The following is a 25690-nucleotide window of genomic DNA, read 5'->3' on the forward strand; positions in this document are numbered from 1 at the left end:
AAGAAGTAGATGACAGTGCGACCGATGAATTACACGTAGGCATGGTATTTATGGATACTTGCTTCCATGGAGGATAGAGGATAAGCATGAGTGACCAATTGACGCATTTTAACGAACAGAATCGGGCAAAAATGGTGGATGTCTCTGAGAAGGATATCACGAAGCGTGAAGCCATTGCCCATAGCCAGATCATCATGAAGCCAGAAACACTTGCGCGTATTCGCGAGGGACGTGTGGAAAAAGGGGATGTTCTGGCGGTAGCACAGGTTGCTGGTGTGATGGCTGCGAAAAAGACGTGGGAAATCATCCCGATGTGCCATCCACTGCCACTGACTGGTATTGATATCCGTTTTTCGTTTGCAGATGAAACGACGCTTGAAGTCGAAGCATCTGTAAAAACCACGGGGAAAACGGGCGTGGAGATGGAAGCACTGACTGCTGTCAGTGTGGCTGCCCTAACCGTATATGACATGTGCAAGGCGATGGACAAAGGAATGGTTATTGGACCGACAAGCCTCCTCAAAAAGACAGGTGGAAAAAGCGGCGACTTCATGCGAGGAGAGAAGTAACTCATGAAAGAGAAATGGGAATCCTATCCGAGCAGCATTCGGCTTTTGGCGATTGCTGCTGTCATTTTCTCTACAGGTATGGCATGTATTTGGCCGCTTGTAACGATCTATATTCACGATTTCCTAGGAAAGCCGCTTACTGTTGCCGGCTTTTTGTTGCTTTTGAATCAAGGGGCGTTTCTGGTTGGCAGTCTGGTTGGCGGGATGCTGTTTGACCGTTGGGGGAAGATGAGAACGATCATTTTATCCTCTGCAGGAATCATTTTGATGTCGGTTTGCTTGGGCTTGACCCATGATTTTACGATCTACACGATTTTGTTTTTATTAAATGGACTTTTTTACGGGACGTTGTCTCCGGTTATTAACGCACTCGCTGTTGTCTTGTGGCCAGAGGGAGGCCGCAAAGGGATCAACATGATCTATGTGGCGCTCAATGCAGGGGTAGCTGCCGGTGCTGCTTTGGGCGGGGTTCTGGCGAGCGTGTCGTTTGCCTGGACTTTTTTCGGAAATGCCTTTGCCCAAATTATCGTACTTGCCATGTTTGCCTTTATTTTGCCGCAGCATGTAAAAGCGATGGCAGCAGAAAAAGCAAAGAGCGGGGGAGAGCGTGCTCAGGCTGGGGAGACAGTGGGAAGATCGGCTCCTGTAAAGCCAGTGAAAAAGGTTGCCTGGGGCGCGCTCGTCATGCTCTGCGCAGGGCTTTTGATCAGCTGGATCGTGTATGTCCAATGGACGACCGTCCTGTCCGCATATATGCAGTCACTAGGTATTTCCCTACGCCAATATAGCCTCTTGTGGACGATTAATGGAGGTTTGATTTTGTTCGGTCAGCCGTTGATCGCGTGGGTCATTCGTCGTTTTGCTCGAACACTCAAGGCTCAAATGCTGCTCGGCTCGTATGTATTTGTTCTGTCGATGCTCATCCTGTCGCAAACGACCTCGTACGCTGGATTTGTCGCCGCGATGTTCGTTATGACACTAGGCGAAATGCTCGTATGGCCAGCAGTTCCGGCTGTAGCTGCCGAGTTTACACCAGAGGGACAGGAAGGCTTCATCCAAGGCCTTGTCTCAGGTACAGGCTCCGCAGGACGTATGCTTGGCCCACTTCTCGGCGCTTTTATCTTTCAAAACTTCCAGGCCCAAGGACTGCTCTACATCATGGCCGGCCTGGCCCTGCTATCCGTCGTATTCTTTGCTTTCCACAGCTCTTTCCAAAAACGAAGCCACCAAGTGCCTGTACAAACGGCAGAAAAAATGTAATTCTCCTGTTTACGTATTGAAAAGACGCCCTGCGCGTCTTTTTTTGTTCTAAATAAGCAGGGAAAAACCACTCCAACTGTCGTGAGGAAAACGGAGAAAATGCGAGGATCTTTGGGATACATCCCAAGCGGAGCGAAAAAAGCGAAGCACGCCCTTAAGCCTCCACCTTTGTGATGCCTCAGCGAATCCACCACTTTGGACGCGGTTTCGCTTTTTTCACGGAGCTGAGCAGGAATGCCCCCCAGCAAGTATCCCAAGAATCCGGAGCATTTTCTCCATTTTCCTCCCCACCACCACAGCTCAAAAAAGTGCTTTTCCCCAGCGCCCCAGGTGTCTTGACACAAAACACCCGCTCAAGTAATATAAAATTGCTAAAAACATTATATTCCGTGTGCTTTACTTATAAAGAGAGGCGGAGGGACTGGCCCTATGAAGCCCGGCAGCGGATCTGTTTTCAAATCGATTTAGATTGAAGAAACAGATGCTGTGCCAATTCCAGCAGGATCTTTCCTGGCAGATAAGGACGTGACGAAGCTGATCTACCCCTTTTTCTGTAAAGAAGGAGGGGTTTTTTTGCAGTGTAGAATCATGCAGTACCCGACAGAAAGGAAATGAAGAACGATGCGCATCCAACCCTCCGATATGATTGATCGGCTGCCGACCCAGTTTTTCGCTACATTAGTAGCAAAGGTAAACAAGGTCATTGCTGCTGGTCATGACGTTATCAACCTAGGCCAAGGCAATCCTGACTTGCCGACACCGCCCCATATTATTGAGGAATTGCAGGCCCAGGCAGCTCAGCCGCTTCATCACAAATACCCGCCATTTTCCGGTCGGGTAGAGCTGAAGCAGGCAGTTGCACACTGGTATAAGCAAGAGTTTGACGTCGATCTCGATCCGGAAGAAGAAGTAGCGATTTTGTTTGGCAGCAAAACCGGGCTTGTGGAGATCTGCCAGGTGCTGATGAACAAAGGGGACGTAGCTCTGGTGCCAGACCCTGGTTATCCTGATTACTGGTCGGGTGTGGCCGTTGTCGATGGTCGGATGGTCATGATGCCGCTCATAGCGGAAAATCAATTTCTCCCGGATTACAGCAAGCTATCCCAAGCGGATTTGGAGCGGGCTAAGCTGATGTTTCTGAACTACCCGAACAATCCGACTGCGGTGAATGCACCGTTCGAATTTTATGAAGATACGGTTCGTTTTGCGCGTAAAAATGAAATTGTTGTCTGCCACGATTTTGCCTATGGAGCAATCAGCTTTGATGGGAAAAAACCGGTTAGCTTCTTGCAGGTTCCAGGTGCGAAGGAAGTGGGCGTAGAGTTTTATACACTGTCCAAAACCTACAATATGGCTGGCTGGCGGGTAGGGGCGATGGTTGGAAACCGTGAGCTCGTTCGTCTGATCAATTTGATCCAAGACCATTATTTTGTGAGCTTGTTCGGAGCTGTCCAAATGGCTGCTGCGCGTGCCATGACTGGTTCGCAGCAGTGTGTTCGCGACCTGGTGGCTGTATACGAGGGTAGACGCAATGCGCTCTACTCCAACCTGCATCGCATCGGCTGGCAAGCACAGCCCTCCCAAGGCTCGTTTTTTGCATGGCTGCCAATCCCGAGCGGCTTTACCTCTGTCCAGTTTTCCGATTTGCTGCTGGAAAAAGCGCATGTTGTAGTAGCGCCAGGGGATGGGTTCGGGCCGACGGGTGAAGGCTATGTTCGTGCGGCGCTGCTATCGGATGAACAGCGACTGGCTGAGGCCGTGAATCGCATTGAAAAGTTGGGCTTGTTTACCCCGAAAATATAGGTGTTTGCAAAGGATCAGACCACATATGCTGGTAAGCAGCAGGTCTGGTCTTTTTTTTTGCGATGAAAACGGAAAAGTGGGCAAGAATAGTGGTAAGCGAAAAAAATAGGGGCTATTCTCAATAAAAATCATTCTCAGCGTTGACAGATAATGATTTTCATTATACGATGTTAATGATAATTAGTCTCAATAAATTACTTGTCATTTATGCAAAGCAGGAGGGTAACATGCGCTATCAGATTAACGGTTACACGGATATGTATACGGTGATCGCCAACGAGCGTAAGGTAGGCGGAGCCATTGAAGCGGGCCAGGTTCGGCTGCGCACAGGTGAGGTTTTTGCCAATGCTGTTCTCACTCGTATGGAAATGTCAGGTGCGCATTTTTGCTCGATCGGTTTTGTGACAGAAGAGGGACAGCGACTCATTGTTCACGTAAATGATATCAGCATGATTGCCGATGCGCGTCACGTAAATGTGTGTGAGCTGACTAACGATTGTATGCGAGCAGAAAAAACGTCAGATCGCCTGAAGCGTCTAAAGCGCCTCTGCGAATTGAATGAAGGAAGCTGTACACCAACGTTCCAAGAGGAAGCCTTGCTTTTGGCAGAGGACATCGGTGTAGAAGAAGCGCTGAAGCATGTGGACCTCTCTTTCTTGCCGCAGGTAGAAAAAGCGCGTGTCTTCCGTATCGCGTAGATTCTTTGATGAATACATAGACCCCTTTCCTTTTTACGGAAAGGGGTTTTTTGCGTCCGTTTGAAGCTGGAATCGTGGTATAAAACCACCAATCGAGCGAACAATCGCTCGACATAGTCAAAACCTATCTCCCCATAGCTAGCGAGGATTGGACATTGTTCAATGACAGTGATAAAACAAATATAAGCAAAATCAAGGGGGAACGGAACATGGAGTACAAATTTTCAAAATCAGTAGAAGCATTATCTTCTTCGGCGGTCCGGGAAATCTTGAAGCTGACCCAAGGCAATCAAGTACTCTCACTTGCTGGAGGCTTACCAGCGGAGGACTCTTTTCCCATCGCAGAAATGCGTGAAGCCTTTGTTCGGTCATTTGATCTCGGAGCGAAAGCCCTTCAATATGGCTTAACAGATGGATACCTTCCACTTCGCGAGTGGGTTGCATCTCGCATGAAGCAAAAACAGATGAATGTTGGCGTGGACAATATGTTGCTGACTACCGGCTCCCAGCAGGCCGTCGACTTGCTCTGTCGTGTCTATTTGGACGAAGGCGACGTCGTGCTGGTAGAAAATCCTACGTACCTGGCTGCGGTCCAACTGTTCCAATTTCGAGGGATTCGCGCCATTCCGGTGGATGGTGATGAAGAGGGCATGGATTTGGATGATCTGGCACATAAAATTGCCCAGTATCGCCCAAAAATGGTTTACGTCATTCCGACCTTTGCAAACCCTACCGGAAAGGTTTGGAGCTTGGAGCGCCGTCTCGGCTTGCTTCGTCAATGTAAGGAAAATAACATTTTGATTTTGGAAGACGATCCGTATGGCGAAATCCAGTTTGACGGGCAAGAGCCGTATCGTTCGATTTTCTCTCTTGACGAGCATCCGGAAGACTCTTGCGTCGTTTACACCAGCACCTTCTCCAAGATCGTAGCACCTGGCCTGCGTACAGGATGGGCTATTGGCGATAAGCGTGTGATTCAGATGATGGTAAAAGCGAAGCAGGCGGTTGATTTGCAATCCAGTACGATTGACCAAATCGCGTTGCATCAATTACTGGATAACTTTGACCTCGAGAGCCATATCGAGAAAATCCGCGCGTCTTACAAAGCACGGATGGAATGGATGAATGAGCTGATGCTCGCTCAAAACTGGAATGGCGTGAAGTGGGAAAAACCACGCGGAGGTATGTTCCTCTGGGTTACGCTGCCTGAGCACATCGATTCAGAAAAGCTGTTAGCTGCATCTGTAAAGGAAGGCGTGGCATTCGTACCAGGCAAACCATTTTATGCAGCTGAACCGCAGTCGAATACAATGCGCTTGAATTACACATTGCTGGATCGTGACGATACACAGCTGGCGATTTCCAGGCTGAGTGCAGCATTAGAAAAATACAACCAGAGCCAAACCGTCAAACAATAGTTCTTCAACTAAATAGATAGAGGAAGAGGCAGCCATATTTTGGTTGTCTTTTCTTTTTGCAGTTTTTTCCTCTCTATCCAACAAAGAATAAAGGCAGGAAGTTCGTGCAAGGATATTCTCAAAAGAAAGGAATGTAGACGTACAGATAAAGCGAGGAAGGAGGAGACGATGTGGATCGAAAATGGGGAAAACGAAGCGGGGGCAGTGCTGGACAGTATACAGATGACATGGACCCGATTCATCATCAATTACGCTGGCTGAAGGAACGGCTGGCCAATTGTTCGGATTTAGTCATTCATACGTTTGAATCGCGATTTCATCAAAAGTGTGCGCTTGTTTACGTAGCGGGGTTGACCGATCAAAAAAACATTCAGGAGGAAGTGCTGCGAGCAATTTTCTCATTAGATGTGAGCACTGCCGAGGAATTTGTGGCATCCATTTTTGAGCGTAAGCAACTGCCCGTTTCAAACTATGAAGTGATTCCGCTTGAGGCAGGGCCAAGTTCCGTAGTCGAAGGTCGAGTTCTCTTAGTTATTGAGGACGAGCAGAGGGCCATCAGATTTAAACTGCCATTTGTCAAAGGAAGAGCCGTTGACGAGCCAATAAGTGAAGCAACGGTTCGAGGACCCCGAGAAGCATTTATCGAAAGTGCTGACGACAACCTTTCGCTCATTCGAAAAAGGCTGAAAACACCAGATTTCAAGACGGAAACCATGCAAATGGGCACTTATACACAAACAAAAGTGATGACTCTTTATATCCAAGGGCTTTGTGACAACGAGCTGATTGAGAAGGTTCGAACCGTTCTGTCGCAAATCAAGATAGACGGTGTTCTGGGCAGCAGTTATTTAGAGGAGCATCTGGACAGCTCTCCCTTTTCTCCTTTTCCGCAGGTGCAATATACGGAGCGCCCTGACGTTGTCTCAGCTGCACTGCTCGAAGGACGATTGGCCATCATTGTGGATGGCTCACCAATGGTTTTGGTTGTTCCTGTTACGCTGTTCATGCTGCTCCAGTCAGCGGAGGATTACTACCAGAGGTATGTAGCTGGAACCTGGATACGCTGGATTCGCTATTTATTCGTCTTTATCTCATTGCTCCTCCCTTCCTTTTACGTAGCAATCACGACGTTTCATCCTGAAATGATACCTTCCAAACTATTGATTACGATTACTGCATCACGAGAGGTTGTGCCGTTTCCTGCTCTAGTCGAAGCATTCATCATGGAAATATCCTTTGAGGCATTGAGAGAAGCTGCCGTACGAATCCCCAAGTCGATTGGACAGGCTGTATCGATTATTGGGGCATTGATCATCGGGACAGCAGCTGTGCAGGCTGGGATCGTCTCTGCGGCCATGGTCATTATCGTCTCTTTTACAGGGATTGCTTCGTTCATTATTCCACATTTTGATCTAGGCCTGGCCGTTCGATTTCTCCGGTTTCCAATTATGATTCTGGCTGGGATCTTTGGTCTGTTCGGGATTGCATGCGGGTTAATTTTGCTCTATATCCATCTCATCAATTTACGCTCAATGGGAACTCCTTATTTGACGCCTGTTACTCCATTCGTTGTCAGTGATTTGAAAGACACACTCATTCGCGCGCCATGGTGGTTCATGAGGAAAAGGCCGTATCACGAGAAGCAAAACAAATGGAGGCAGCCCAAAAATGAAACCAGCAAGCTGGGCGAGGAAGAAGAGGAGATTAGAGATTGAGAGCTTATAAGCTATTGCAAAAGCTGTTTATCTTTATTACGATGCTCCCCATGCTGCTGACAACAGGCTGCTGGTCATCTATAGAATTAAACAACAGAAGCTTTGCCCGAATGCTGTTGGTAGATAAGGCCGAATCTGGTGTTGAATTAACGCTTGCCTTTCCCCTGCCGAATCGTTTGATTCCAGGGCAATCGGGAACAGGTGGCCCGCAAACTGGTAAGCCATACACGTATATTACCAAGACAGGACAAGACATAGGTGAAGCCTATCGCTCTATACAATCTGATCTTTCGCGAAGTATTACATTTGGACAAACCAGTGTAGTGGTCATTGGTCACGAACTGGCCAAAGAAGGAATTACCCCTGTTTTGGAGTTTATTGCACGTGAACCGAGGTTTCATATCAATGCCGATCTGTTTGTAACACAAGGCAGGGTGCTGGACTTAACTAAGGTTCCCATCGTATTTGAACGATTCCCGGCAGATATATTGATTGCCTACGGGAGGGAGCATGTGACGGTTAATACAACGACAACAGATTGCCTGATCGCTACGTATCATGGGGGAGACATGATCATGCCCTTGTTAAAGATCGAGTCCAAGCAGATGCCGGGCGAAAAGCCAGAAGAAGTCCAATGGCTAGGAACAGATGGAGCAGCTATTTTTAGAGAAGGAAAGCTCCAGCGTACTCTCTCCACAGATGAAATGAGAGGAGCTCTGTGGATTTTGGGACAATTAAAGAATGCCGAGATTTCCGTTCGCTCTACCACGGATGGAAAGAGTGTGAACTACATGATCAACAAAGCCCGTACAAAGATCACCCCCTCTATTTCGGGTAATCAAGTTTCGATAATGATCAGGACGAAAGCAGAAGCCTCGCTTATTTCATCAGACTCCAATGTCAATTTGCAAGATCCGCTCCAGCGAAAAAAGCTCCAGAGGGGAATTGAAATTCTGGTCGAGGAGAGAATGAACAAAGCGATTGAAAAAGCAAGGAAGGCGGGAGCTGATGTTTTTTCATTTGGTCAGTATATTGATTGGCATTATCCAAAAGAATGGAATACCCTTGCATCGCGGTGGAGAGAACTATATAGCCGTGAGCTAAAGGTCACTACCGAAGCGGATATTACGATAAAACGGGTAGGAAGTGTCAAAGAACCGACGAAAATTCGGAAGACGTCACATCCGGAGGGTAAAAAATGATCATCATCGCGCTCATCTATGTGTGTCTATTATTTTTTGAATGGCGATATTTGTATCGTAAAAACCGGACGGCTCGGACCTATCGCATTGTTTTTGCCTTTGTGATCTTTACGTTCCTGAGCATCGAAGCTTTGTATTACTTCAGAGATCAATTTATGCTCGCGGATGTCATCGAAATGGTATTTGATCCAATGGAAAAGTTCATTGTGTGGGGTATTGAAAAGAATGAATGATAAGTACGAGAAGGTCACTCCAACCCAGCTGTACATGCTCTTCTCGCAATATCTTTTTACGACCATTCTCAGTTTTCGACAAGGTGCGCTGGTAGGTGAAGCCAAGTTTGGCGTGTGGGTTTCCTTACTGATCGGTTCTTTTGTGGGGTTGCTCTTTCCCTATTTTTCGTATCGCTTGGCGAAGAGGCGACCAACAAGATTCTTTAGTCATTATGGGAGAGAAATTGTGGGCAGCTGGCTGCATTATCCGTTGGTTTCGATCATGATTTTCTCGTATTTGTTTTCAGCTGCATTTGTCTTGAGGGAAATGCAGGATTTTATGGTGGAGGTCTTTTTGCCGGATACACCTGATTGGGCTGTAACCTCCATTTTCTGTATTTGTGTTGCTTATGCTGTGCGCTCAGGGGTTCAGACCATTTTTCGATGTGCACAAGGGGTCTTTTTTCTGACGATGATTGGGATGCTGCTCATTCCTGTGTTTGTCATGGGAGAATTGAACAAGGACATGAGCGTTGCCTTTCTCAATCATTTTGATTGGAAGGGTATTAGCAGCGGCAGTTATTTGGTTGCATCCTTGTACGGACAAATGAGCTTTATCCTCTTTCTTTTCCCTTTTTTCTCCAATCGGCAAAAAACGATGAAGTCGTTAATATGGGCGACTGTTACTTCTCTTTTCATTATCTGCTCAAATTTGATACCGACGATCTTGATTTTTGGTCCTGATCTGACGAGTAATTTGATCTACCCTGAGCTTGAGTTGATCCGCTATATTCGAGCCGGTTATTTCTTGGAAAATCTGGACCCGGTGCTGATCTCGATTTGGTTGACCAGCCTCTTTATTAAAATCAGTTTGTTTCTGTATGTTGCTGTCCTCATCCTGACACATAGTTTTTCCCTCCAGGATCACAAACCGTTATCGCTGTCGATGACAGTATTAATGGCAGGGATATCCCTTCTTATGGTAAGGACCGGAGCAGACCTTGTACGTTTAATGGGTCATGGTGAAGTCATGTTTTTGATCGTGACGGAGGCAATTCCGATTCTTTACCTGGTAGTGGACTGGATTCGATCACGATTGGGAAAAAGTTCAAATGAAAAAGCAAAGGCGTAACCAAGGTGACTTTTGTCAATGGTTACGCCTTTTGAATGTCGAGCGTTTTATTCTTCGGTTTCTTCCAGTGTGCAAATCGCGCTAGGGCGTTTGATACGCAGAACCACGCACTCATACACACGGAACAGGCTGTTCATTTGCTCGTCACCGAGGAAAGCAGAATCGAAGTCCTCAGCGATTGCGAGGTCGAGATTATGGCGACCGGTTGCTACGAGAACACCGGAGCGTCCTTTGATCGTAGGGGACTGGTATACACCGTCAGTCACCAGATTACGTACATGCTCGATCTCCAGTACGTTGGTGCCTTTATGCACGCGGTGCAGGAGCGAATACAGCTCTGGGGAGACAACCAGGGCGTATGGTCCGCTGTGCCCCATTTTCAAAAGCTTGTTGCGCGCTTCTACGATGTCAGCAAACGCATTGCCGGATTCCATCCAATCGCTTTTCAGATGAGTGAGGCGACCTTTGACATTCATCAGACCTGGCAGATCGAATTCTGCAGCGCCGTTGAAAATGAGGTCGTCTTCCATGAGTGCACCGCCAGCAGCAGCGTTGGCAGCAGCACTCATGTCAAGCGGCATGCCAAGTGTACGAGCTTGTGCCACGTCACGCCAGTAGAGCATGAAATCTTTGTACAAAATCGGGATTGTCATGCTGACACGGCGACTAGGCTGGGTCATTTCGAGCGACTCACCACGCAGGGAAAGTCCGCCAAAACGAGACTCATCGTATACGTCGTTCGTGATGGTTTGGATACCTTCTCCCAGTGGTCCGTATATATCGATAAAACGGCGACCAACGAGCTGGCGGCGGGCCATGTCAATAACAGTTGCGTCCAATTGATTCCATTCGTCATGGGTCAATGGGGAGTCAGGGTATTTGCGAAGCTTGTCCATAGCGTAACCTCCAAGTCATAAAGGATCGTGATTTCCTTACTTTCCTTTCAAGCTGCCTACCGTCAGTCCTTTTTTACCAGGAGCAGGAGCGGGGGAGTGCTTAATCACGGAAGCAACACCGTGCGGAGCAGAAGCAGAGGCTTTTAGGTGATCGACCTGATGAATATCATGGCCTTCATCGTGATCAGTCAGATCCGCTTGGTACACATCGGAAAATCTTCCGCTGAGTGTAGCCATCATCTCTTTCACCTGCAAATAGTCCTCATGCGTTTTTTCCCGCATGCCATCAAGGGTTTGGCGAGTTGCGTCATCCTGGAACTCATACAGAGACAGCTCCAGATGCTCGCGGAAGTTGTGCAGTCCAAAACGCTCCAAATTAATATCGGAAAGCATTTGCGACAGCTCGCGGTCACTCAGCTTGTCCGTCTTATTCTCAGCAGCGAGCGATTCTAAATAAGGAATCAGCTCTTGCAGGCGTCCCATACGCTGCTCTTCTTCCTCCAAAATATGGTGGTAGTACAGGCGCGTATGCTCGTCCTGGGCAGCGTCAATAATCGGCTGGATGATCCCCATAAAACGATTGATATAACCTCTGGTTCGATCAAAAATGGCGTGCAGCTGTGTAATTTCTTGCACCCTACGCCACCTCCTTATTGCGATCTATTTAATCATTATACATTTGGAAAAATGCACCGGGCAACAACTATGTACAATTTCCCCTATATATGTGAAAAACAGCGCGTCGTTCTCATCGCCCATTTCCTCTAGTTTTCTATTTTTACAAAAAAGTTATCGTGGAGAGTATTGTCAAAGGTAATTGGGAATGATAATATTTATCAATAAGAGTGATATTCATTATCAATTAAATGACTGAGAAAAAAACATAAATCAAACGTATACCCATTTTGAAGGAGGTAGCAAGTATGTCATCCATTTTAGTAATAGGCGGAGATCGCCTCGGAAATATTATTGAGCTGTTGCAAGGACAAGGTTTTCGTGAAATTCACCACGTTACAGGGCGCAAAAGCTCCCAAACGGGTGTAAAAATTCCTTCGGGGATTCATATGATTCTCGTCCTGACCGATTTCGTCAACCACAATCTGGCGAAGACCGTGAAAAGCCAGGCGAAAGACCGCGAGCTCCCGATTCTCTTTTGTAAACGCTCTTGCGCTGCTATAGCCAAAGCATTTGACATGACTGCGTAAATACATACTTCCTGACCTGGACAGACTACATAAAGAGTCTGATACCGATGGAGGAATGGCGCATGGAACCCAATTCACTCGCTGAACTGCCTATCGCGCAGCTGACGGCCGTACAGCTGCAACAGTTGAAGCAGGCAGAAGAACAGATCAACCACGAAGGTCAAAACGTTTACCTCATTGCATTTGAGAAGCAAGCCCCGTCCCGATAGACGGGGTTTTTTCTATTCCTGCACCGCTTCTCATTTGAAAACGTATTGATCAAGCTGAAGCTTCAGGGCGTCAATTCCAATCGCAAAGCCGAGACACTGGCTTGATTGAATGATGAAGGCATTCAATCCGATTACTTCGCCATTCAAATTAATCAACGGACCACCACTGTTACCGGGATTGATTGCTGCATCTGTTTGGAAAATTTCCTCATACAGCCGTTTGGCTACCTGCAAGCGTCGATTTTTAGCACTAATGATACCAGCAGTGACGGAATTTTCCAAACCTAATGGGGAACCACTGATCCTCATAGAGGCAAAATACAAGCTAATGAAAATTTAGAAGCGTGAGACGGATGCAACGTTGTGGGGCTGTCGGATCCAGCTCAGCCTCGAGTCGTTGGATCAAGCAGCTGGCGAGCAATTTTCGCTCGGCCTCTGTTGCTTCTAGCCAAACATGATTCCAGTTTGTGAGCAGTGTGAGTCCTTTGTCATCGACAGGGAAGGTGGACGGGTGGGGAGAGCTGAGCGCTTGCGAAAAATGTTGGGGGGCTGCTTGCTCCAAACCCTGCAGCTTCTTTTTAAAAGCAGACAAGGTGAGCAGCCCTGCTGCGTATGCCTCTTCCCAGCGCGTCCGCTTTAGCTGCTGTATATGCTCTCTTTTGCCCTCATCAGCAAGCTTTTCTTGTTTTTGCAGAAAGGCGATTGCTTCCAAGGCAGCTGCCCGGGCCTCCAGCGGAAAACGATTTAGCTCGCCCACAATCTTTTGCTCGATCCAGTCTTGCCGAAGTGGAGGGGCATCACATGAACCAGCTGTTTTATTTTTGCACCAATAGTAGTGATGCGTGTAGTGCCCACCTTTGGCGCGCTTTGTACGGGTCGTTTTACCGCGCATGGCTGATCCGCAGCGTGAGCAGTACAGTAGCCCGGAAAAGAGAAAGGATGAGCCAAGGGTTCGTGGGTGTTTTGTGCTGCGAGTGTTCAGACGCTGCTGAACGCGGAAAAAGGAAGCTTCATCGATAATGGCTGAATGCGTTTTTTCCTCGATTAGCGAGTGCTCGGAGGGATTTTGCCGTTGCTGTGCAGTGGCATAATTCCAGCGGAGTGCTCCATAATAAACGGGATTTTTTAACAGGCGTAATACCGCACTTGCGCTCCATAGAGCGCCGTTTTTTCCACGCCAGCCTTTGTGATTGGCTGCATCGGCGATTCGACGCGGGGATTCCCCCTGTGCATACTGAGCAAACATGGTACGAACCCCGACTGCTTCCACATCATTGATCAGTAAGCGTCCATCGATAAGATCGTATCCATAGGGTGGTGGTCCACCTGGGCGTTTTCGTTCTCTCACCATTTGCCCCATTCCCATTTTCACCCGCTCACCCAAATTTTCACGTTCCCATTGGGCCAGAGCGGCAACGAGTGTGATAAACAAGCGCCCGATAGCAGTTGTCGTGTCGTACACCTCTGTACTGCTTTTAAAACGGACACCATGGCGGTCAAACTCCTGCAAAAGCTGATAAAGATCCAAGACAGATCTCGTGAGTCGATCAAGCCGATAGACGAGGACAACATCAATTTTCCCTGCGCGCACATCTGCTAAAAGACGTGTCAGCTCTGGACGATTGGTGTCTTTGGCACTGACGCCTTCATCCGCGTAGATGTCGGTTAATTCCCAATCCTGGGAGTGAATGTAGGAGAGCAGCTTTTCTCGTTGAGCAGGTATGGAAAAGCCTTCTTTTGCCTGATCATCTGTGCTCACTCTCATGTAGACAGCCGTTCTCATCGAACCCCTCCTGCCATTTCAGGATGCTAGAGTCTACAGCAAGAGGGGAGAGCTTATGTCTGTCCAAACAAAAAAAGCCCCGTCATCCGTTATTGGACGAGACGGGGATAGAGCTACATCCATTTTTGACCCCATTCATGTATGGAATCAATGACCGGACGCAAATCTTTTCCTTTTTCTGTTAGTTCATATTCGATGCGAACGGGAGTCTCAGGGTACACCCTGCGTTCCAAAATCTCAAGCTCCTCAAGCTCCTTCAAACGCTCCGAAAGCATCTTATCGCTCATATGCGGAACCATTTCACGAATGTCTTTGAAGCGCACAGTTCCACGCAATAAGACATGAATAATCAAACCAGTCCATCTTTTGCCGAGAACATTGATCGCACCTTCGTACTTCGGACACATGTGTTCGCCAGCAAATTCATGATTCATTACGGCGTCACCTCTAAATAAAGCATGTTTGCGTTATATTGTACCACAACAACTTGAAAAAAGTAAGTAAGGTAAGTGTGGACAAATGTATGCAGCCCATCTCTTGTTGTCACCAGACTCACAGCTGCTTATGCTGGAAACTTCGTTTTGAAAAAGTTGTCCAAGCCCGATTCCCACGAGAATCGTCTCTCCTATTTACGCCAGCACATAGACTGTAGGCGAGAGCAATGACGAGGAGAGGGTGGGGAAATGCGTCAAAAGCGGGTGATTGGCATTTTGACATGGCGAGAGGGACAGCGTTTTTCCGAACCGGATTATCTGCGACGACTGGTAAAGGCAGGCTGGAAGCTCGGGGCGGAGGTATATGTATTCTCCCATCAGGATGTGAATGCCAAAGAACGCAGAATCAAAGGCTTCACTCCCAAAACGGGTGGCGGCTGGGAGAGCAAATCGTACCCGTGGCCAGATGTAGTCATCGATCGCTACCGAAAACGGGTTCCACAGTATATGAAGCTGCGGCACAGCGGTCTATTCGACTTTGCAAACAGTCCGTTCAGCAAAAAGTGGAGAGTCACACAGCTCTTGGCTGAGGATGAACGTGTAAGCCGATGGGTGCCAGAAACGCATGTGTACACAACAGGGAAAGTGATAGCGATGCTGCGTCGGCATCCGCTCCTTTACATCAAGCCTGGAAACGGCACAGGCGGCAGAAGTATTCTGAAAGTCGCTGCTGTAGGCAAGCAGTACCAGCTTCAGGGCCGCGACAAGCAGTACGGCAAACACCAAGTCCGGGTGGCAAATGCAGCTGCCTTAGAGAATTGGGTAAAGCGCTGGGTCACCAAACAGCGGATCAGTGACGGCAACTTTTTGGTTCAGCAAGGTCTGGATTTGGCTCTGATGCCTAACCGGGTAGCGGATGTTCGGCTTCTGATCCAAAAAGACGGGGATGGAGTATGGGATGTGACCGGCTGTGGGGTTCGTATGGGGGCGAGTGGCAGCTCTACCTCGAATCTGCATGGAGGAGGCAAAGCAATACCGTTCGAGGCGTTCATGTCCAAGCGCTTTGGGGAGGACGGCGCCCAGCGGATTTTGAATGAGTGTCATACGATGGCTCATCGAATCGCGCAAACGTTGGAGGAGAGGTTTGGCAGGATGATGGAGTTTGGTCTTGATATTGGCGTAGATGTGAGCGGGCGTGCGTGGCTGATCGAGGTAAATCCGAAGCCAGGACGAGAAGTCTTTCGGCAAATGGGGAGCATGGAGACGTACACCGAGGCGATCGCGAGACCGATGAAATTTGCCTTGTATATAGCCCATAACGGCGCGGGGTTGCCCGAGAAGAAAAGAAAAGGAGCTGGGTAGTATAGCCTGGTTTTTGTCTCTATGACAACAAGTGGGGAACCGACGCTGATGACCCATTCGCCAACCTTAGTATGAGACGAGTGGCCAAGTGCTAGCGGGTACAGCCTGCAATCTGCATCAATTTTAATAACAGCGTAGTCGCGAACACGATCAGCGAGAATGCGTTTGGCTTCAAACACCCGCCCGTTGAAAAGCTTGACGAAGATGTTTTTTGATTTACCAATCACATGTTCACTGGTCAGAATGTAGCCTTTGTGATGAAAAATGAATCCTGAACCAAAGCTACGCTCGGTTGGAGTCGAAGGCTCTTCTTCATTAATCAGGCTGCGGATTAATGAATCTACATCTTTGGTATGGGGTGCGTCCTCGGTAACGATGGAGACGACACCCTCCTGTACGCGCTCTACAATCGGAACAAAAAAATTAAAGGGATGCAAGCTGCTGCTGCTCACAGGGTACTTTACTCGCGTATATTGGGACCATTTTTTACTTTTCAACGATCTCTCCCCCTACAGCAGATAGGTATGTATCATCTTATGGGAAGACGAAAGGGAAGGGACGCCCAATTTAGAGACGTTATGTACGATTATCATTATTTTTGATTGATATAATAAAGAAATAGCATTGGTATAATTATAAGAATCGAATTATAATACCTGTAGTTAAAGAATATTTAGAACATAAAGGCTTTGCAGATACCTTCGAACGGGAGGGAGGAATCTGCGTACGGCTGCTAGAGAGAGAAAAAGAAAGCTAATGGAGGATGCGAAGAGATGGACGTTAAAACGATCATACTTGGGTTTTTGAACTACGGCGAGATGAGTGGATACGACATAAAGCAAGCGTTTACTAACAGCATCGGTTTCTTCTATGACGCTAGCTTTGGTGCGATTTATCCGGCGCTCCGCAAACTGGAAGAAGAAGGCTTTGTGACCAAGCAGGAGATTATCCAATCGGGAAAACCGAACAAAATCCTATACAGCATCACTGACCTTGGAAAAGAAGCTTTCCGCCAAGAGATTCAAACACCGATTTTGCCACCTGTCCTGCGCTCAGATATGTTAGTAAAAATGTTTTTTGGCAAAAGTCGTACAAACGAAGAACAGAAAAATTTGCTAGAAGGTTGCATCGAGCTACAGCGCGATATGCTGCAACAAAGCAAGGTGAACTTCAAAAAGCTCGAGGTTCATTTTGACGAGTATCAGCGTTTTTGCTGGGAATATACAATTCATCATCTCGAGACGACCATTTCGTTTTTGGAGCAAAAAATGTCTTCGTTAGTTAAACAACCAGCCTATTCTGTTCCGGTTTAAGCATCGGACAAATAAATAGAAAAAGCGAAGCGACCTTGCGCGAGGTGCTTCGCTTTTTTTCTGTGAAAAACGTCTCGACGTTTTGTTTGTAATTGATTATTTCAGGTTCTCAGGATTGAGACACTCCAGCTCTGGTACGACAAAACGGCCATCCTTGCGAATCAGACGATCGTCAAACCAGATTTCTCCGCCACCCCATTCTGGACGTTGAATCATAACGAGATCCCAGTGAATGGAGGACTTGTTTCCATTGAATGCTTCATCATAGGCTTGACCAGGTGTGAAGTGGAAGCTGCCATCGATTTTCTCGTCGAACAAAATGTCCTTCATCGGGTTTTGGATGTATGGATTCACGCCAATTGCAAATTCCCCAACATAACGAGCGCCTTCATCTGTATCAAACACTTCGTTGATTTTTTCTGTATCGTTTGCGGTAGCCTCGACAATTTTGCCGTCCTTAAAGGTCAGCTTGATATTGTCATAGGTAAAGCCTTGGTAAGGAGATGGTGTGTTGTACGCGATCGTTCCATTAATAGAGTCGCGAACCGGAGCCGTGAATACTTCGCCATCTGGAATGTTGGCTTCCCCGGCACATTTGATCGCTGGGATTCCTTTGATGGAGAACGTAAGATCAGTTCCTGGACCAGTCAGGCGGACCTTGTCAGTCTTCTCCATCAATTCAACCAGGCTGTCCATCGCTTTATCCATTTTGCCGTAATCTAGCGTACATACTTTGAAGTAAAAATCTTCGAAAGCAGCAGTGCTCATGTTCGCGAGCTGCGCCATCGAGGCATTCGGATAGCGAAGAACGACCCATTTGGTATCAGGGACACGAACATCCAGAACAGGGCGCATCAAAAGCTTGGAGTACTGCTGCATTTTGTCGCCAGGGACGTCAGCCAGCTCACTGATGTTATCGCCGCCGCGAATCCCTATGTAGCAATCCATTTGCTTCATGAAGGAAACGTCTGCTTCGCGCATCACGCCAAGCTGTGTTTCGTTTGCACCGAGCAAGAGCTCGCGCTGGATGCTTTGGTCGATCAGCTGCACGTACGGATTTCCGCCAGCTGCATATACCTTGGCGATCACGGCGCGCACGAGTTCATGAACGCTGCCGATTGCATAAATCAATACATTTTCACCCGCTTGTACACGGGTAGAATAGTTGACAAGAACATCTGCTAACTGCTCAATACGTGGATCTTTCATAGGAAAAGGATCCCTCGCTTTCCATGTCTTTTCTGTAGTATTGTACACAACTTGCACAGAAAAAAGCTACCCAATGTGAGTGGGTAGCGTCAGGTGAAACGCACAACAGGATTCGGTTTTACTATATATGCAACTCCCTGCTATAAATTGCTAGTGGTTAGCGAAATTAATCGCAGCCGCAACCAACGATTACCAGCAGGATGAAAAGAATCAAGACCAAAGTGAAACCGTCGAAGTCTCCGTTGAAAATGCTACTCATGTGATAAACATCCTCCTTTAGTGTGTTAAGCGTCTTGTGCTTACATCCATAACATATGGGTTTTCGCATAGAGCCGATACGGGCATTCGCCCATTTTTGGGAAGATTCTTTTTGTTGAATTCATTTTCGGTACTCGCACTTCCACGAAAAATCCGCAGTTCTGCGATTGCTACGTTTATTATTCTGAAAAGCAGGAAAAGCTAGAGGATACCAAAAGACTTTGCAATAACGAAAGGATGTCAGTGATATGCAAAGATCATTATCTAGTCTTCAACACGACCTCTTTCCCATTACAATTAATGTAGGGGAAGATTTTAAATCCATTGTTTGGAAAGCTCAATATGATATGGATTTCAACACCGAATGCCTCTTCTGTTTTTCCGATCAAATTACAGGTTACCGCGTAGAGGATGAAGCAGGTCACGCAGGCAAGGTAGCGGTTTGTCCGCATTGTGAGAAGGTCAACGCGATTTACGCTTGAGCGAAGCACACAGCAAAAGCGATGCCAATGGAGGCATCGTTTTTTTGTTCTTTCCTGCCACTGTATCCACCAAGTACCACCTGTTGTTTAGCAGGATTGAAGGGAGGTTTCACGAATACGTAGGAGAGCCATACATATGGAATAGGGGTGAAATCATTGCAGAAGAAATGCAGCCGCTGCGGAAGTGACATGGAGATGGTGCTGCGCAACGTTGTATACCGTAACCGTGTAAAAATTATGAATGTACCTGTACACGTTTGCGTGGACGATGCGTGCGCTTATTCCCAAGTGGTGGACGTAATAAAAGACGATCTAAAATCACTCATGGAGGAACTGGGCCAACACCCGCAGCGTCAGGCGATTGAGTTCGAAGAAATGTCAGAGTTATCCAACTTATTGGTATTGATTGCTAATGAAGGGGAAGACTCAACCGTACGTGAAGTACTCAGCGAACGGGTCAACGAGCTTTTGGATCTGTTTTTGTTGGCGCAGTCCCTTGGTGATGAAAAGTGGATGTTGGAGCTGCGCGAGCGGTTAACCAAGATCATGGTATAGCAATGTAAACAGATAGAGGGAGGGAAGGCGCCTGCATTACCGTAGGCGTCTTTCACTAGTTTATTGTCGTCTTTTTCTTGCTTATTTTCTTTTTCCCTTTGCCTTTTTTGTTAACCAACTCATAAAGATAAAGCTGGTGAGAGGAAACCGGAGAAAAAAGCGAGGATCTTTGGGATACATCCCAAGCGGAGTGAAAAAAGGGAAACACGCCTTTAAGCGTCCACCTTTGAGAAGCATCTTGAACCATCCACTTTGGACGCGGTTTCACTTTTTTCACGGAGCTGGCCAGTATGACCCCCAGCAAGTATCCCAAGAATCCGGAGCGTTTTCTCCGGTTTCCTCTCCTCCACTACAGCTTAACCCAAGCCCCACCATAGACTTACAGGCTGTGCTTTTTGTATACTGGAAATCACATGGCATCAGATAAAAAGGAGAGATGGTTTGTGAGCCAAAAACAGCTGCACTCAACTGAAGAGCTGGACCAATTTGTAAATGAAAACGGTAAACGACTTTTGTTTAAGCATAGCACGATCTGCCCGATCAGCACGGCAGCCTACGATGAGTTCCAGGCGTATGTGAAAGATCATACGGTTCCTTCTGCTGTCATCCTCGTTCGCGAAGACCGCCCAGTATCCAATGCGGTAGCAGATCGCTTTGAAATCAAGCACGAATCCCCGCAAATCTTTTTGCTGGAGAATGGTCAAGTGAAATGGCACACCTCCCACTGGAAAATTACGAAAGATGCCATTGCCCAAGCTGTACAAGAATAGAAACAGGAAAGAGCTACCAACTCAAGTCTGAGTTCGGCAGCTCTTCTTTTTTACGTAAGGCTTATTACTCCCAAAACAGCTCAAGCTTGTCTCCGCTTTTCAGCTCAGTCTGGAAGGTTGCCAGCTCGCCATTGACCAGCATGACAAAGCCAGAGATGCTTTCCCGATCAGGCTTCTCCAGCGAAACCTCAACAAAGCGAAACACATCGCTGAACACAGGAGTAGCAGAGGGTGACGATTTGACTGTGATTACAGCGCCATCCACTACTGTATCCTCTGGGCTTGCCACACGACCATCCATCGTGATAGCAACCTGTGCAACAGGCAGCACGACCTTTTCCCCGTTAAATAAAACAGTGACGGTCTCTTGTACCCACTCATCCAAAGGAATGACATCGCGAATGGTGGGGGAAGTGATTTCTTCTCTGCGATAAACGAGCTCATCGCCCTGACGGACATAATCAGAGAGTGAGGCGGTTTTCCCGTTGAGGAGGATAACCTCGCTCCGAGATGGAATCGAATAGCTGTGTCCATTTACGCTAAACTGCAAGTAAGGAGTAGCCTCTTCCTCCCCACCGGCTGACATTTCGGCAGAGCGGAGCACTTCCTCAATCGTGCGTGGCAGGCGAATCTCGACCTCGCAGCGATCCACGAGAGCAGCATCTAGCCGCTGTGGTTCACCATTAACCAAAATGATCGGACCCAAAGAGAGCGGACGGTCATTGCAGATCACTTCCAATGTATCCAGACGATCCAGCAAGTCCTTTACTTCAGCATGAGCATCCTCACCGTTTACTCCAGCGACGATCACGATCATATCTCCATCCCCAATAGGTGTATCCAATCCCGCGGCTTCCCCGTTTCTTTGAATAACGGGCGGTGTGCCGTGGCCGCCTGGAATCATTTTGATGCGGCCGTTGATAGTGACGGTCATAGCAAGTCCAGGGCGTCCATACAGACGACGAATGTCCAAACCAGCTCCGATCAGGGCATCACCTAAGGTCATTTTCCGCAGGTCAAAGATGCGGATTGGATTGTCGTTGACTGTAACCGTGACATAACGCAGAGGGTGACGGCGTGCAGCTACCGCAATCCCCACAGGGGTTACGAATTCAGGCCCGGACAAGAGCGGATGGTCACCTACGAATTGCTTGATCGCATCGCCACCTCGTACAGCGACTCGTGCTGCCGGAATTTGCAGCACCTGAGCGACTTTTCCCGTCAACCCAGGTGTCAAGCTACCGCCGCCGATCAGCATTACTGCCTGAGGAGCTTTTCCATTTAACTCCATAATTTTAAAGGCGATTTTTTCTGCGAGGACCTGGATATCAGTGTCGATAGCAGCAATTACCTCAGCAGCGCTCATGGTCTGCTCCAGGCCTAAAATATCTGTGAAGGTAACATGTTCAGCGGTGGAAAGCACACGCTTGACCTCTTCTGCCATCGGGAAATCCAGCAGAAAGGCATTCATCAGGGCATCGGTAATTTCGTCGCCTGCGACAGGCACCATGCCATATGCTGTAATAGCGCCCTCCTCAGTCAGAGCGACGTCAGATGTACCCGCTCCGATATCAACGAGCGCGATGTTGAGGCGACGCATGGTGACGGGTATGAGCACATTGATCGCGGCGATTGGCTCGAGGGTCAGAGCCTGCATCTCCAGATCGCAGCGTTTTAGGGCAGCAATCAGAGAGTCGACAACAACCCGTGGTAAAAAGGTAGCGATGACGTCTGTACTGGCTGTGTCGCCGCGCTGATCGATCAGGCTGCCGATAAGCTCGCCGTCTAGATGATAGTTCACGACACTATAGCCTACGCAGTAATAACGGGTCACATCCTGCTCGTTCAGTTCTTTCGCGAGTTGGGCTTGCGCTTCCTGTACAGCGGCAAACTCCAGAGTGACTACATCATCGCGCGTAATGAAGGCATGACGGGAGAGCGGCATGTCGATACGGACTCGGCGTGTACGCAGAGAGCGGCCAGCAGCAGCTACAGCCACCTGATGCAGCTTTCCATATTTTTGTTCCAGTTCTTCTTTTATTTGTTGGATCACTTTGGCTACAGCAATAATATCGTGGATTTGTCCGTCGAGCATGGAACGCTCATCGTGTTCTCGAATCGCGCAGTCTAATACGCGAAACTGGTCGCCATCAGCCTCGACAATCAGCCCAACGACGCTTCGTGTGCCAATATCTAATGAAAAAATCAGCTCAGTGGAGGCTGTTTCTGTATGTTCTGACAAAGGTAGGTCACTCCTCGTTCCAGATGAGTATCAGTAAATAAAATATGGAAAACATATGTATGAACAGTTCGACTCGAAACGAAAAGAATCCTGTCGAAACAAGGAATCTTCTTCGAGTTTGGCGAACTTTATGCAAATGCGGAAAAATATTTACAATTTACTTTCGCGCTTTTTGGCGCTAAACTGCTGACAAGGGACTTCGAATCAATTATAATAACCCTAATTTTAAATGAGCTGTACGCAGAAGCAACTATAAAAAGAGGAGAGTGGAGAGAGATGGCACACGATCAAATCGAAGTTATGCGCAAACAAATAGATGAGATCAACTTGGAAATTCTTGAGCTGATCAACAAGCGCGCAGCCCTCGTTCAAGAGGTGGGCAAAGAAAAGGAAAAGCAGGGAAGCAACCGCTTTGATCCAGAGCGCGAGCGCCAAATGCTCAATCTACTGGTAGAAAATAACAAGGGACCTTTCAATGACAGCACTGTCCGTCATTTGTTCAAGCAAATTTTCCAAGTATCTTTGGATCTGCAAAACGACGAAAAGAAAAAGGTTCTACTGGTTAGCCGCAAGAAAAAAGCCGAAGACACTGTTATCACAGTAAAAGGTGTAGAATTTGGCGGAAGCAACCCGATTCTGATTGCGGGACCTTGCTCGGTTGAAAGCTACGAGCAAGTAAGAGCAGTAGCGCAAAACCATGCTGAGCGCGGTCTGCGTACATTGCGTGGCGGAGCTTACAAGCCACGTACCTCCCCATACGATTTCCAAGGCTTGGGTGAGGAAGGCTTGCAAATCCTGAAGCGCATCGGGGATGAATTCAACCTCGTAACGATCAGTGAGATCGTGACGCCTGGTGACCTCGAGATGGCTTCGCAGTACATCGATGTGATTCAAATCGGTGCGCGCAACATGCAAAACTTTGAGCTGTTGAAAGCGGCTGGTCGTGTAAACAAACCGATTTTGCTGAAGCGTGGTCTGGCAGCAACAATCGAGGAATTCATTTACGCAGCAGAATACATTCTCTCTGAGGGCAATACACAAGTCATGCTGTGTGAGCGCGGTATTCGTACGTATGAAAAAGCGACTCGCAACACACTGGACATCTCTGCTGTACCGCTTCTCAAACAAGAGACTCACTTGCCTGTATTTGTAGACGTGACGCACTCCACAGGTCGTCGTGATCTGCTCCTGCCTTGCGCGAAGGCTGGTATCGCGGTTGGCTCTGACGGTATTATGGTTGAGGTTCACCCTGATCCAGACGTGGCTCTCTCCGATGCGAAGCAGCAGCTGAACATCCCGCAATTCAATGAATTTGTAGACGAGCTGATTGCTTCTGGACTGTACAAAGGTGAAGCAGTTGCTTCCCGCGGATAATTCAGTCAGAACGAAAGGCCCTTCCAGCATACGGGAGGGCCTTTCTCATTTGACGAAAAACTTGCGACCAAGTAAGCTAGGAGTACGTGCTATATCGGCGAAGGAGGATGTGCCAGATGAATGAACACGACCAATGCTGCTCGTCTGAACGAGCCACTCCCCGGACGGATAAAATCAAGTCGAATCTCGTTTCCAGACTTAATCGCGTAGAAGGACAAATACGTGGAATTCGCGGGATGGTGGAGAAGGATGTTTACTGTGACGACATTCTCAATCAGATCGCCGCTGTTCAATCTGCACTGAATGCGGTTGGTAAAATACTCCTCGAGGGACACATGAAAAGCTGTGTCATGGAGCGTATTCAGCAGGGCGATAGCGAGGTCATTGACGAGCTGTTGAAAACAATGAACAAACTAATGAAGTAAGAGGATACGCAAGCTGTAAAAACGATTGCAACCACTTACAGCTTGTCGTATCATAAGTGCATATATTTATGAAAATAATTATGAAAACCAGAATATGGGGAAAGTGAGGGTGTGTGATGCCGGTTACTATCTACGATGTGGCAAGAGAAGCGGGGGTTTCTATGGCGACGGTCTCCCGTGTTGTTAACGGGAATCCAAACGTAAAACCTTTAACCCGAAAAAAGGTGTTGGCTGCAATTGATCGCTTGGGATATCGACCCAATGCAGTCGCACGTGGTCTCGCCAGCAAAAAAACAACAACAGTCGGTGTCATCATCCCGGACATCTCCAGTTTATTTTTCTCTGAGTTGGCACGCGGAATTGAAGATATCGCCACCATGTACAAGTACAACATCATTTTGTGTAACTCCGACCAACGCATGGAAAAGGAATTGCAGCTGATCAATACCTTGCTTGAAAAGCAGGTGGACGGGCTCTTGTTCATGGGTGCGGAGATTAAGGAAGATCACCTGCAGGCACTTACCAGCACCTCTGTACCGACCGTTCTGGCCGCTACACGCGACGCTGATAACGTGCTGCCGTCGGTGAGTATCGACCACTTCCAGGCAGCTTACGACGCGACACAGGCCTTGATTGATCGTGGACACAAGCGCATCGCCATGATTACAGGACCTCTAAATGATCCACTCGGTGGTCTGATGTGCTTTGAAGGCTACAAAAAAGCTTTGGTAGATGCAGGAATCGGCCTGAACGATGAGCTGGTTGCTACAGGAAATTACTTTTATGAGTCAGGTCTCAGCGTGACAAAGGACTTCATCAAGCTGACGGAACCGCCTACAGCGATTTTCTCAGCGAATGATGAAATGGCCATTGGAGCGATTCATGCGATTCAAGACTCCGGACTCCATGTACCAAATGATATTGAAGTGATCGGTCATGACAATATTCGTCTGGTGGAAATGGTTCGCCCACGACTGACCTCTGTTGTACAGCCTATGTATGATATCGGTGCTGTGGCTATGCGCCTGTTGACTAAATATATGAATAACGAAAACGTAGAAGAGCATGTCGTACTTCTGCCGCATCGAATCGAGTACCGGGAAAGCACTAGACCGGAGCAGTCTTGATTCACGGATAACGAGTAGAATAGCAGCAAGAGGGGGA

Annotated in this window: 27 protein-coding genes, 1 pseudogene and 1 riboswitch; of the genes and pseudogenes, 19 read left to right on the forward strand and 9 right to left on the reverse strand. The window is 47.8% G+C overall.

Translation table 11 applies throughout. The features are described 5' to 3' along the window. Positions 1–86 precede the first annotated feature (86 nt). From moaC to C3B52_RS26440, 9 genes are all read left to right on the forward strand, one after another. Positions 87–569, forward strand: coding sequence for a cyclic pyranopterin monophosphate synthase MoaC (gene moaC, locus C3B52_RS26400; RefSeq protein ID WP_103109364.1), 483 nt, complete (start codon positions 87–89; stop codon positions 567–569). A gap of 3 nt (positions 570–572) precedes the next feature. Further along, entirely contained in the window at positions 573–1829 is a 1257-nt protein-coding gene (locus tag C3B52_RS26405) for an MFS transporter (RefSeq protein WP_103109365.1), read from the forward strand. Between the two features lie 397 nt (positions 1830–2226). Continuing rightward, positions 2227–2353: riboswitch (SAM riboswitch) on the forward strand. A gap of 97 nt (positions 2354–2450) precedes the next feature. Then, a complete protein-coding gene (locus tag C3B52_RS26410; RefSeq protein ID WP_103109366.1) occupies positions 2451–3632 on the forward strand; it encodes a pyridoxal phosphate-dependent aminotransferase in 1182 nt (393 codons plus the stop codon). A gap of 227 nt (positions 3633–3859) precedes the next feature. Next, positions 3860–4330, forward strand: a complete 471-nt coding sequence (locus C3B52_RS26415) for a hypothetical protein (protein WP_103109367.1) — start codon at positions 3860–3862, stop codon at positions 4328–4330. Positions 4331–4539: 209 nt separating this feature from the next. After that, positions 4540–5748: an aminotransferase-like domain-containing protein gene (locus C3B52_RS26420; RefSeq protein WP_103109368.1), complete on the forward strand. Its 1209-nt coding sequence runs from the start codon at positions 4540–4542 to the stop codon at positions 5746–5748. Positions 5749–5918: 170 nt separating this feature from the next. Further along, a complete protein-coding gene (locus tag C3B52_RS26425) occupies positions 5919–7463 on the forward strand; it encodes a spore germination protein (RefSeq protein ID WP_235615868.1) in 1545 nt (514 codons plus the stop codon). Beyond that, a complete protein-coding gene (locus C3B52_RS26430) occupies positions 7460–8665 on the forward strand; it encodes a Ger(x)C family spore germination protein (protein ID WP_103109369.1) in 1206 nt (401 codons plus the stop codon). Before C3B52_RS26425 ends, C3B52_RS26430 begins: the two co-directional genes overlap by 4 nt. Further along, positions 8662–8898: a hypothetical protein gene (locus C3B52_RS26435; RefSeq protein ID WP_103109370.1), complete on the forward strand. Its 237-nt coding sequence runs from the start codon at positions 8662–8664 to the stop codon at positions 8896–8898. Before C3B52_RS26430 ends, C3B52_RS26435 begins: the two co-directional genes overlap by 4 nt. Further along, the gene (locus tag C3B52_RS26440) at positions 8891–10009 is read left to right on the forward strand and encodes a GerAB/ArcD/ProY family transporter (RefSeq protein WP_164684941.1); all 1119 of its coding nucleotides are present in this window, start codon (positions 8891–8893) and stop codon (positions 10007–10009) included. The genes C3B52_RS26435 and C3B52_RS26440 overlap by 8 nt, the downstream gene beginning before the upstream one ends. A gap of 47 nt (positions 10010–10056) precedes the next feature. Here the strand turns inward: C3B52_RS26440 and C3B52_RS26445 are convergent, their stop codons facing one another. Continuing rightward, the gene (locus C3B52_RS26445) at positions 10057–10905 is read right to left on the reverse strand and encodes a family 1 encapsulin nanocompartment shell protein (protein WP_103109372.1); all 849 of its coding nucleotides are present in this window, start codon (positions 10903–10905) and stop codon (positions 10057–10059) included. A gap of 36 nt (positions 10906–10941) precedes the next feature. After that, positions 10942–11541 (reverse strand): IMEF encapsulin system ferritin-like cargo protein, encoded by a 600-nt coding sequence (locus C3B52_RS26450; RefSeq protein ID WP_103109373.1) that lies wholly within the window; start codon positions 11539–11541, stop codon positions 10942–10944. A gap of 287 nt (positions 11542–11828) precedes the next feature. Here C3B52_RS26450 and C3B52_RS26455 point away from each other — a divergent pair, with 287 nt between their 5' ends. Further along, positions 11829–12110 (forward strand): DUF2325 domain-containing protein, encoded by a 282-nt coding sequence (locus C3B52_RS26455; RefSeq protein WP_049742501.1) that lies wholly within the window; start codon positions 11829–11831, stop codon positions 12108–12110. 62 nt (positions 12111–12172) lie between these two features. Further along, positions 12173–12319 (forward strand): hypothetical protein, encoded by a 147-nt coding sequence (locus C3B52_RS36800; protein ID WP_164684942.1) that lies wholly within the window; start codon positions 12173–12175, stop codon positions 12317–12319. Positions 12320–12349: 30 nt separating this feature from the next. Here C3B52_RS36800 and C3B52_RS26460 read toward each other — a convergent pair whose 3' ends face one another. From C3B52_RS26460 to C3B52_RS26470, 3 genes are all read right to left on the reverse strand, one after another. Next, positions 12350–12628, reverse strand: coding sequence for a S1C family serine protease (locus tag C3B52_RS26460; protein ID WP_103109374.1), 279 nt, complete (start codon positions 12626–12628; stop codon positions 12350–12352). A 16-nt stretch (positions 12629–12644) separates the two neighbouring features. After that, the gene (locus C3B52_RS26465) at positions 12645–14102 is read right to left on the reverse strand and encodes a recombinase family protein (protein WP_103109375.1); all 1458 of its coding nucleotides are present in this window, start codon (positions 14100–14102) and stop codon (positions 12645–12647) included. A gap of 113 nt (positions 14103–14215) precedes the next feature. Further along, the gene (locus C3B52_RS26470; RefSeq protein ID WP_103109376.1) at positions 14216–14536 is read right to left on the reverse strand and encodes a winged helix-turn-helix transcriptional regulator; all 321 of its coding nucleotides are present in this window, start codon (positions 14534–14536) and stop codon (positions 14216–14218) included. Positions 14537–14785: 249 nt separating this feature from the next. Here C3B52_RS26470 and C3B52_RS26475 point away from each other — a divergent pair, with 249 nt between their 5' ends. Then, entirely contained in the window at positions 14786–15898 is a 1113-nt protein-coding gene (locus tag C3B52_RS26475; protein ID WP_103109377.1) for a YheC/YheD family endospore coat-associated protein, read from the forward strand. Between the two features lie 41 nt (positions 15899–15939). On the opposite strand, the pseudogene C3B52_RS37885 reads toward C3B52_RS26475, so the two are convergent. Then, a pseudogene (locus C3B52_RS37885) lies at positions 15940–16350 on the reverse strand (S1C family serine protease); the annotation flags it as partial. A 321-nt stretch (positions 16351–16671) separates the two neighbouring features. On the opposite strand from C3B52_RS37885, the gene C3B52_RS26485 reads away from it, so the two are divergent. Then, the gene (locus tag C3B52_RS26485) at positions 16672–17211 is read left to right on the forward strand and encodes a PadR family transcriptional regulator (RefSeq protein ID WP_103109378.1); all 540 of its coding nucleotides are present in this window, start codon (positions 16672–16674) and stop codon (positions 17209–17211) included. Positions 17212–17307: 96 nt separating this feature from the next. Here the strand turns inward: C3B52_RS26485 and C3B52_RS26490 are convergent, their stop codons facing one another. Together C3B52_RS26490 and C3B52_RS26495 are read right to left on the reverse strand one after the other, a co-directional pair. Continuing rightward, positions 17308–18420, reverse strand: coding sequence for an aminopeptidase (locus C3B52_RS26490; protein ID WP_103109439.1), 1113 nt, complete (start codon positions 18418–18420; stop codon positions 17308–17310). A gap of 166 nt (positions 18421–18586) precedes the next feature. After that, the gene (locus tag C3B52_RS26495; protein WP_103109379.1) at positions 18587–18679 is read right to left on the reverse strand and encodes a YjcZ family sporulation protein; all 93 of its coding nucleotides are present in this window, start codon (positions 18677–18679) and stop codon (positions 18587–18589) included. 247 nt (positions 18680–18926) lie between these two features. Here C3B52_RS26495 and C3B52_RS38105 point away from each other — a divergent pair, with 247 nt between their 5' ends. From C3B52_RS38105 to ytxJ, 3 genes are all read left to right on the forward strand, one after another. Further along, positions 18927–19160, forward strand: coding sequence for a hypothetical protein (locus C3B52_RS38105; RefSeq protein WP_049742494.1), 234 nt, complete (start codon positions 18927–18929; stop codon positions 19158–19160). Between the two features lie 156 nt (positions 19161–19316). Continuing rightward, positions 19317–19715, forward strand: a complete 399-nt coding sequence (locus C3B52_RS26510; protein ID WP_306418837.1) for a hypothetical protein — start codon at positions 19317–19319, stop codon at positions 19713–19715. A gap of 443 nt (positions 19716–20158) precedes the next feature. Then, positions 20159–20485 (forward strand): bacillithiol system redox-active protein YtxJ, encoded by a 327-nt coding sequence (gene ytxJ, locus C3B52_RS26520; protein WP_103109382.1) that lies wholly within the window; start codon positions 20159–20161, stop codon positions 20483–20485. 64 nt (positions 20486–20549) lie between these two features. On the opposite strand, the gene C3B52_RS26525 is transcribed toward ytxJ, so the two are convergent. Further along, positions 20550–22727, reverse strand: coding sequence for a cell division protein FtsA (locus tag C3B52_RS26525; RefSeq protein WP_103109383.1), 2178 nt, complete (start codon positions 22725–22727; stop codon positions 20550–20552). 276 nt (positions 22728–23003) lie between these two features. Here C3B52_RS26525 and C3B52_RS26530 point away from each other — a divergent pair, with 276 nt between their 5' ends. The 3 genes from C3B52_RS26530 (at position 23004) to ccpA (ending at position 25653) form a co-directional block, all read left to right on the forward strand. Beyond that, a complete protein-coding gene (locus C3B52_RS26530) occupies positions 23004–24101 on the forward strand; it encodes a bifunctional 3-deoxy-7-phosphoheptulonate synthase/chorismate mutase (RefSeq protein ID WP_103109384.1) in 1098 nt (365 codons plus the stop codon). A gap of 116 nt (positions 24102–24217) precedes the next feature. Further along, positions 24218–24526, forward strand: a complete 309-nt coding sequence (locus C3B52_RS26535) for a metal-sensitive transcriptional regulator (protein WP_103109385.1) — start codon at positions 24218–24220, stop codon at positions 24524–24526. A 116-nt stretch (positions 24527–24642) separates the two neighbouring features. After that, positions 24643–25653, forward strand: coding sequence for a catabolite control protein A (gene ccpA / locus C3B52_RS26540; RefSeq protein ID WP_103109386.1), 1011 nt, complete (start codon positions 24643–24645; stop codon positions 25651–25653). The last annotated feature ends 37 nt before the right edge of the window (positions 25654–25690 follow it).

Origin of the sequence: Brevibacillus reuszeri (assembly GCF_002897295.1) — a bacterium.
In the GTDB taxonomy this organism is placed as follows: domain Bacteria; phylum Bacillota; class Bacilli; order Brevibacillales; family Brevibacillaceae; genus Brevibacillus; species Brevibacillus reuszeri_A.

Coding starts and splice junctions, on each gene's coding strand:
- moaC (WP_103109364.1), top strand. CDS start 87: ATGAGTGACCAATTGACGCATTTTAACGAACAGAATCGGGCAAAAATG.
- C3B52_RS26405 (WP_103109365.1), top strand. CDS start 573: ATGAAAGAGAAATGGGAATCCTATCCGAGCAGCATTCGGCTTTTGGCG.
- C3B52_RS26410 (WP_103109366.1), top strand. CDS start 2,451: ATGCGCATCCAACCCTCCGATATGATTGATCGGCTGCCGACCCAGTTT.
- C3B52_RS26415 (WP_103109367.1), top strand. CDS start 3,860: ATGCGCTATCAGATTAACGGTTACACGGATATGTATACGGTGATCGCC.
- C3B52_RS26420 (WP_103109368.1), top strand. CDS start 4,540: ATGGAGTACAAATTTTCAAAATCAGTAGAAGCATTATCTTCTTCGGCG.
- C3B52_RS26435 (WP_103109370.1), top strand. CDS start 8,662: ATGATCATCATCGCGCTCATCTATGTGTGTCTATTATTTTTTGAATGG.
- C3B52_RS26440 (WP_164684941.1), top strand. CDS start 8,891: ATGAATGATAAGTACGAGAAGGTCACTCCAACCCAGCTGTACATGCTC.
- C3B52_RS26445 (WP_103109372.1), bottom strand. CDS start 10,905: ATGGACAAGCTTCGCAAATACCCTGACTCCCCATTGACCCATGACGAA.
- C3B52_RS26455 (WP_049742501.1), top strand. CDS start 11,829: ATGTCATCCATTTTAGTAATAGGCGGAGATCGCCTCGGAAATATTATT.
- C3B52_RS36800 (WP_164684942.1), top strand. CDS start 12,173: ATGGAACCCAATTCACTCGCTGAACTGCCTATCGCGCAGCTGACGGCC.
- C3B52_RS26460 (WP_103109374.1), bottom strand. CDS start 12,628: ATGAGGATCAGTGGTTCCCCATTAGGTTTGGAAAATTCCGTCACTGCT.
- C3B52_RS26465 (WP_103109375.1), bottom strand. CDS start 14,102: ATGAGAACGGCTGTCTACATGAGAGTGAGCACAGATGATCAGGCAAAA.
- C3B52_RS26470 (WP_103109376.1), bottom strand. CDS start 14,536: ATGAATCATGAATTTGCTGGCGAACACATGTGTCCGAAGTACGAAGGT.
- C3B52_RS26475 (WP_103109377.1), top strand. CDS start 14,786: ATGCGTCAAAAGCGGGTGATTGGCATTTTGACATGGCGAGAGGGACAG.
- C3B52_RS26485 (WP_103109378.1), top strand. CDS start 16,672: ATGGACGTTAAAACGATCATACTTGGGTTTTTGAACTACGGCGAGATG.
- C3B52_RS26490 (WP_103109439.1), bottom strand. CDS start 18,420: ATGAAAGATCCACGTATTGAGCAGTTAGCAGATGTTCTTGTCAACTAT.
- C3B52_RS26495 (WP_103109379.1), bottom strand. CDS start 18,679: ATGAGTAGCATTTTCAACGGAGACTTCGACGGTTTCACTTTGGTCTTG.
- C3B52_RS38105 (WP_049742494.1), top strand. CDS start 18,927: ATGCAAAGATCATTATCTAGTCTTCAACACGACCTCTTTCCCATTACA.
- C3B52_RS26530 (WP_103109384.1), top strand. CDS start 23,004: ATGGCACACGATCAAATCGAAGTTATGCGCAAACAAATAGATGAGATC.
- C3B52_RS26535 (WP_103109385.1), top strand. CDS start 24,218: ATGAATGAACACGACCAATGCTGCTCGTCTGAACGAGCCACTCCCCGG.
- ccpA (WP_103109386.1), top strand. CDS start 24,643: ATGCCGGTTACTATCTACGATGTGGCAAGAGAAGCGGGGGTTTCTATG.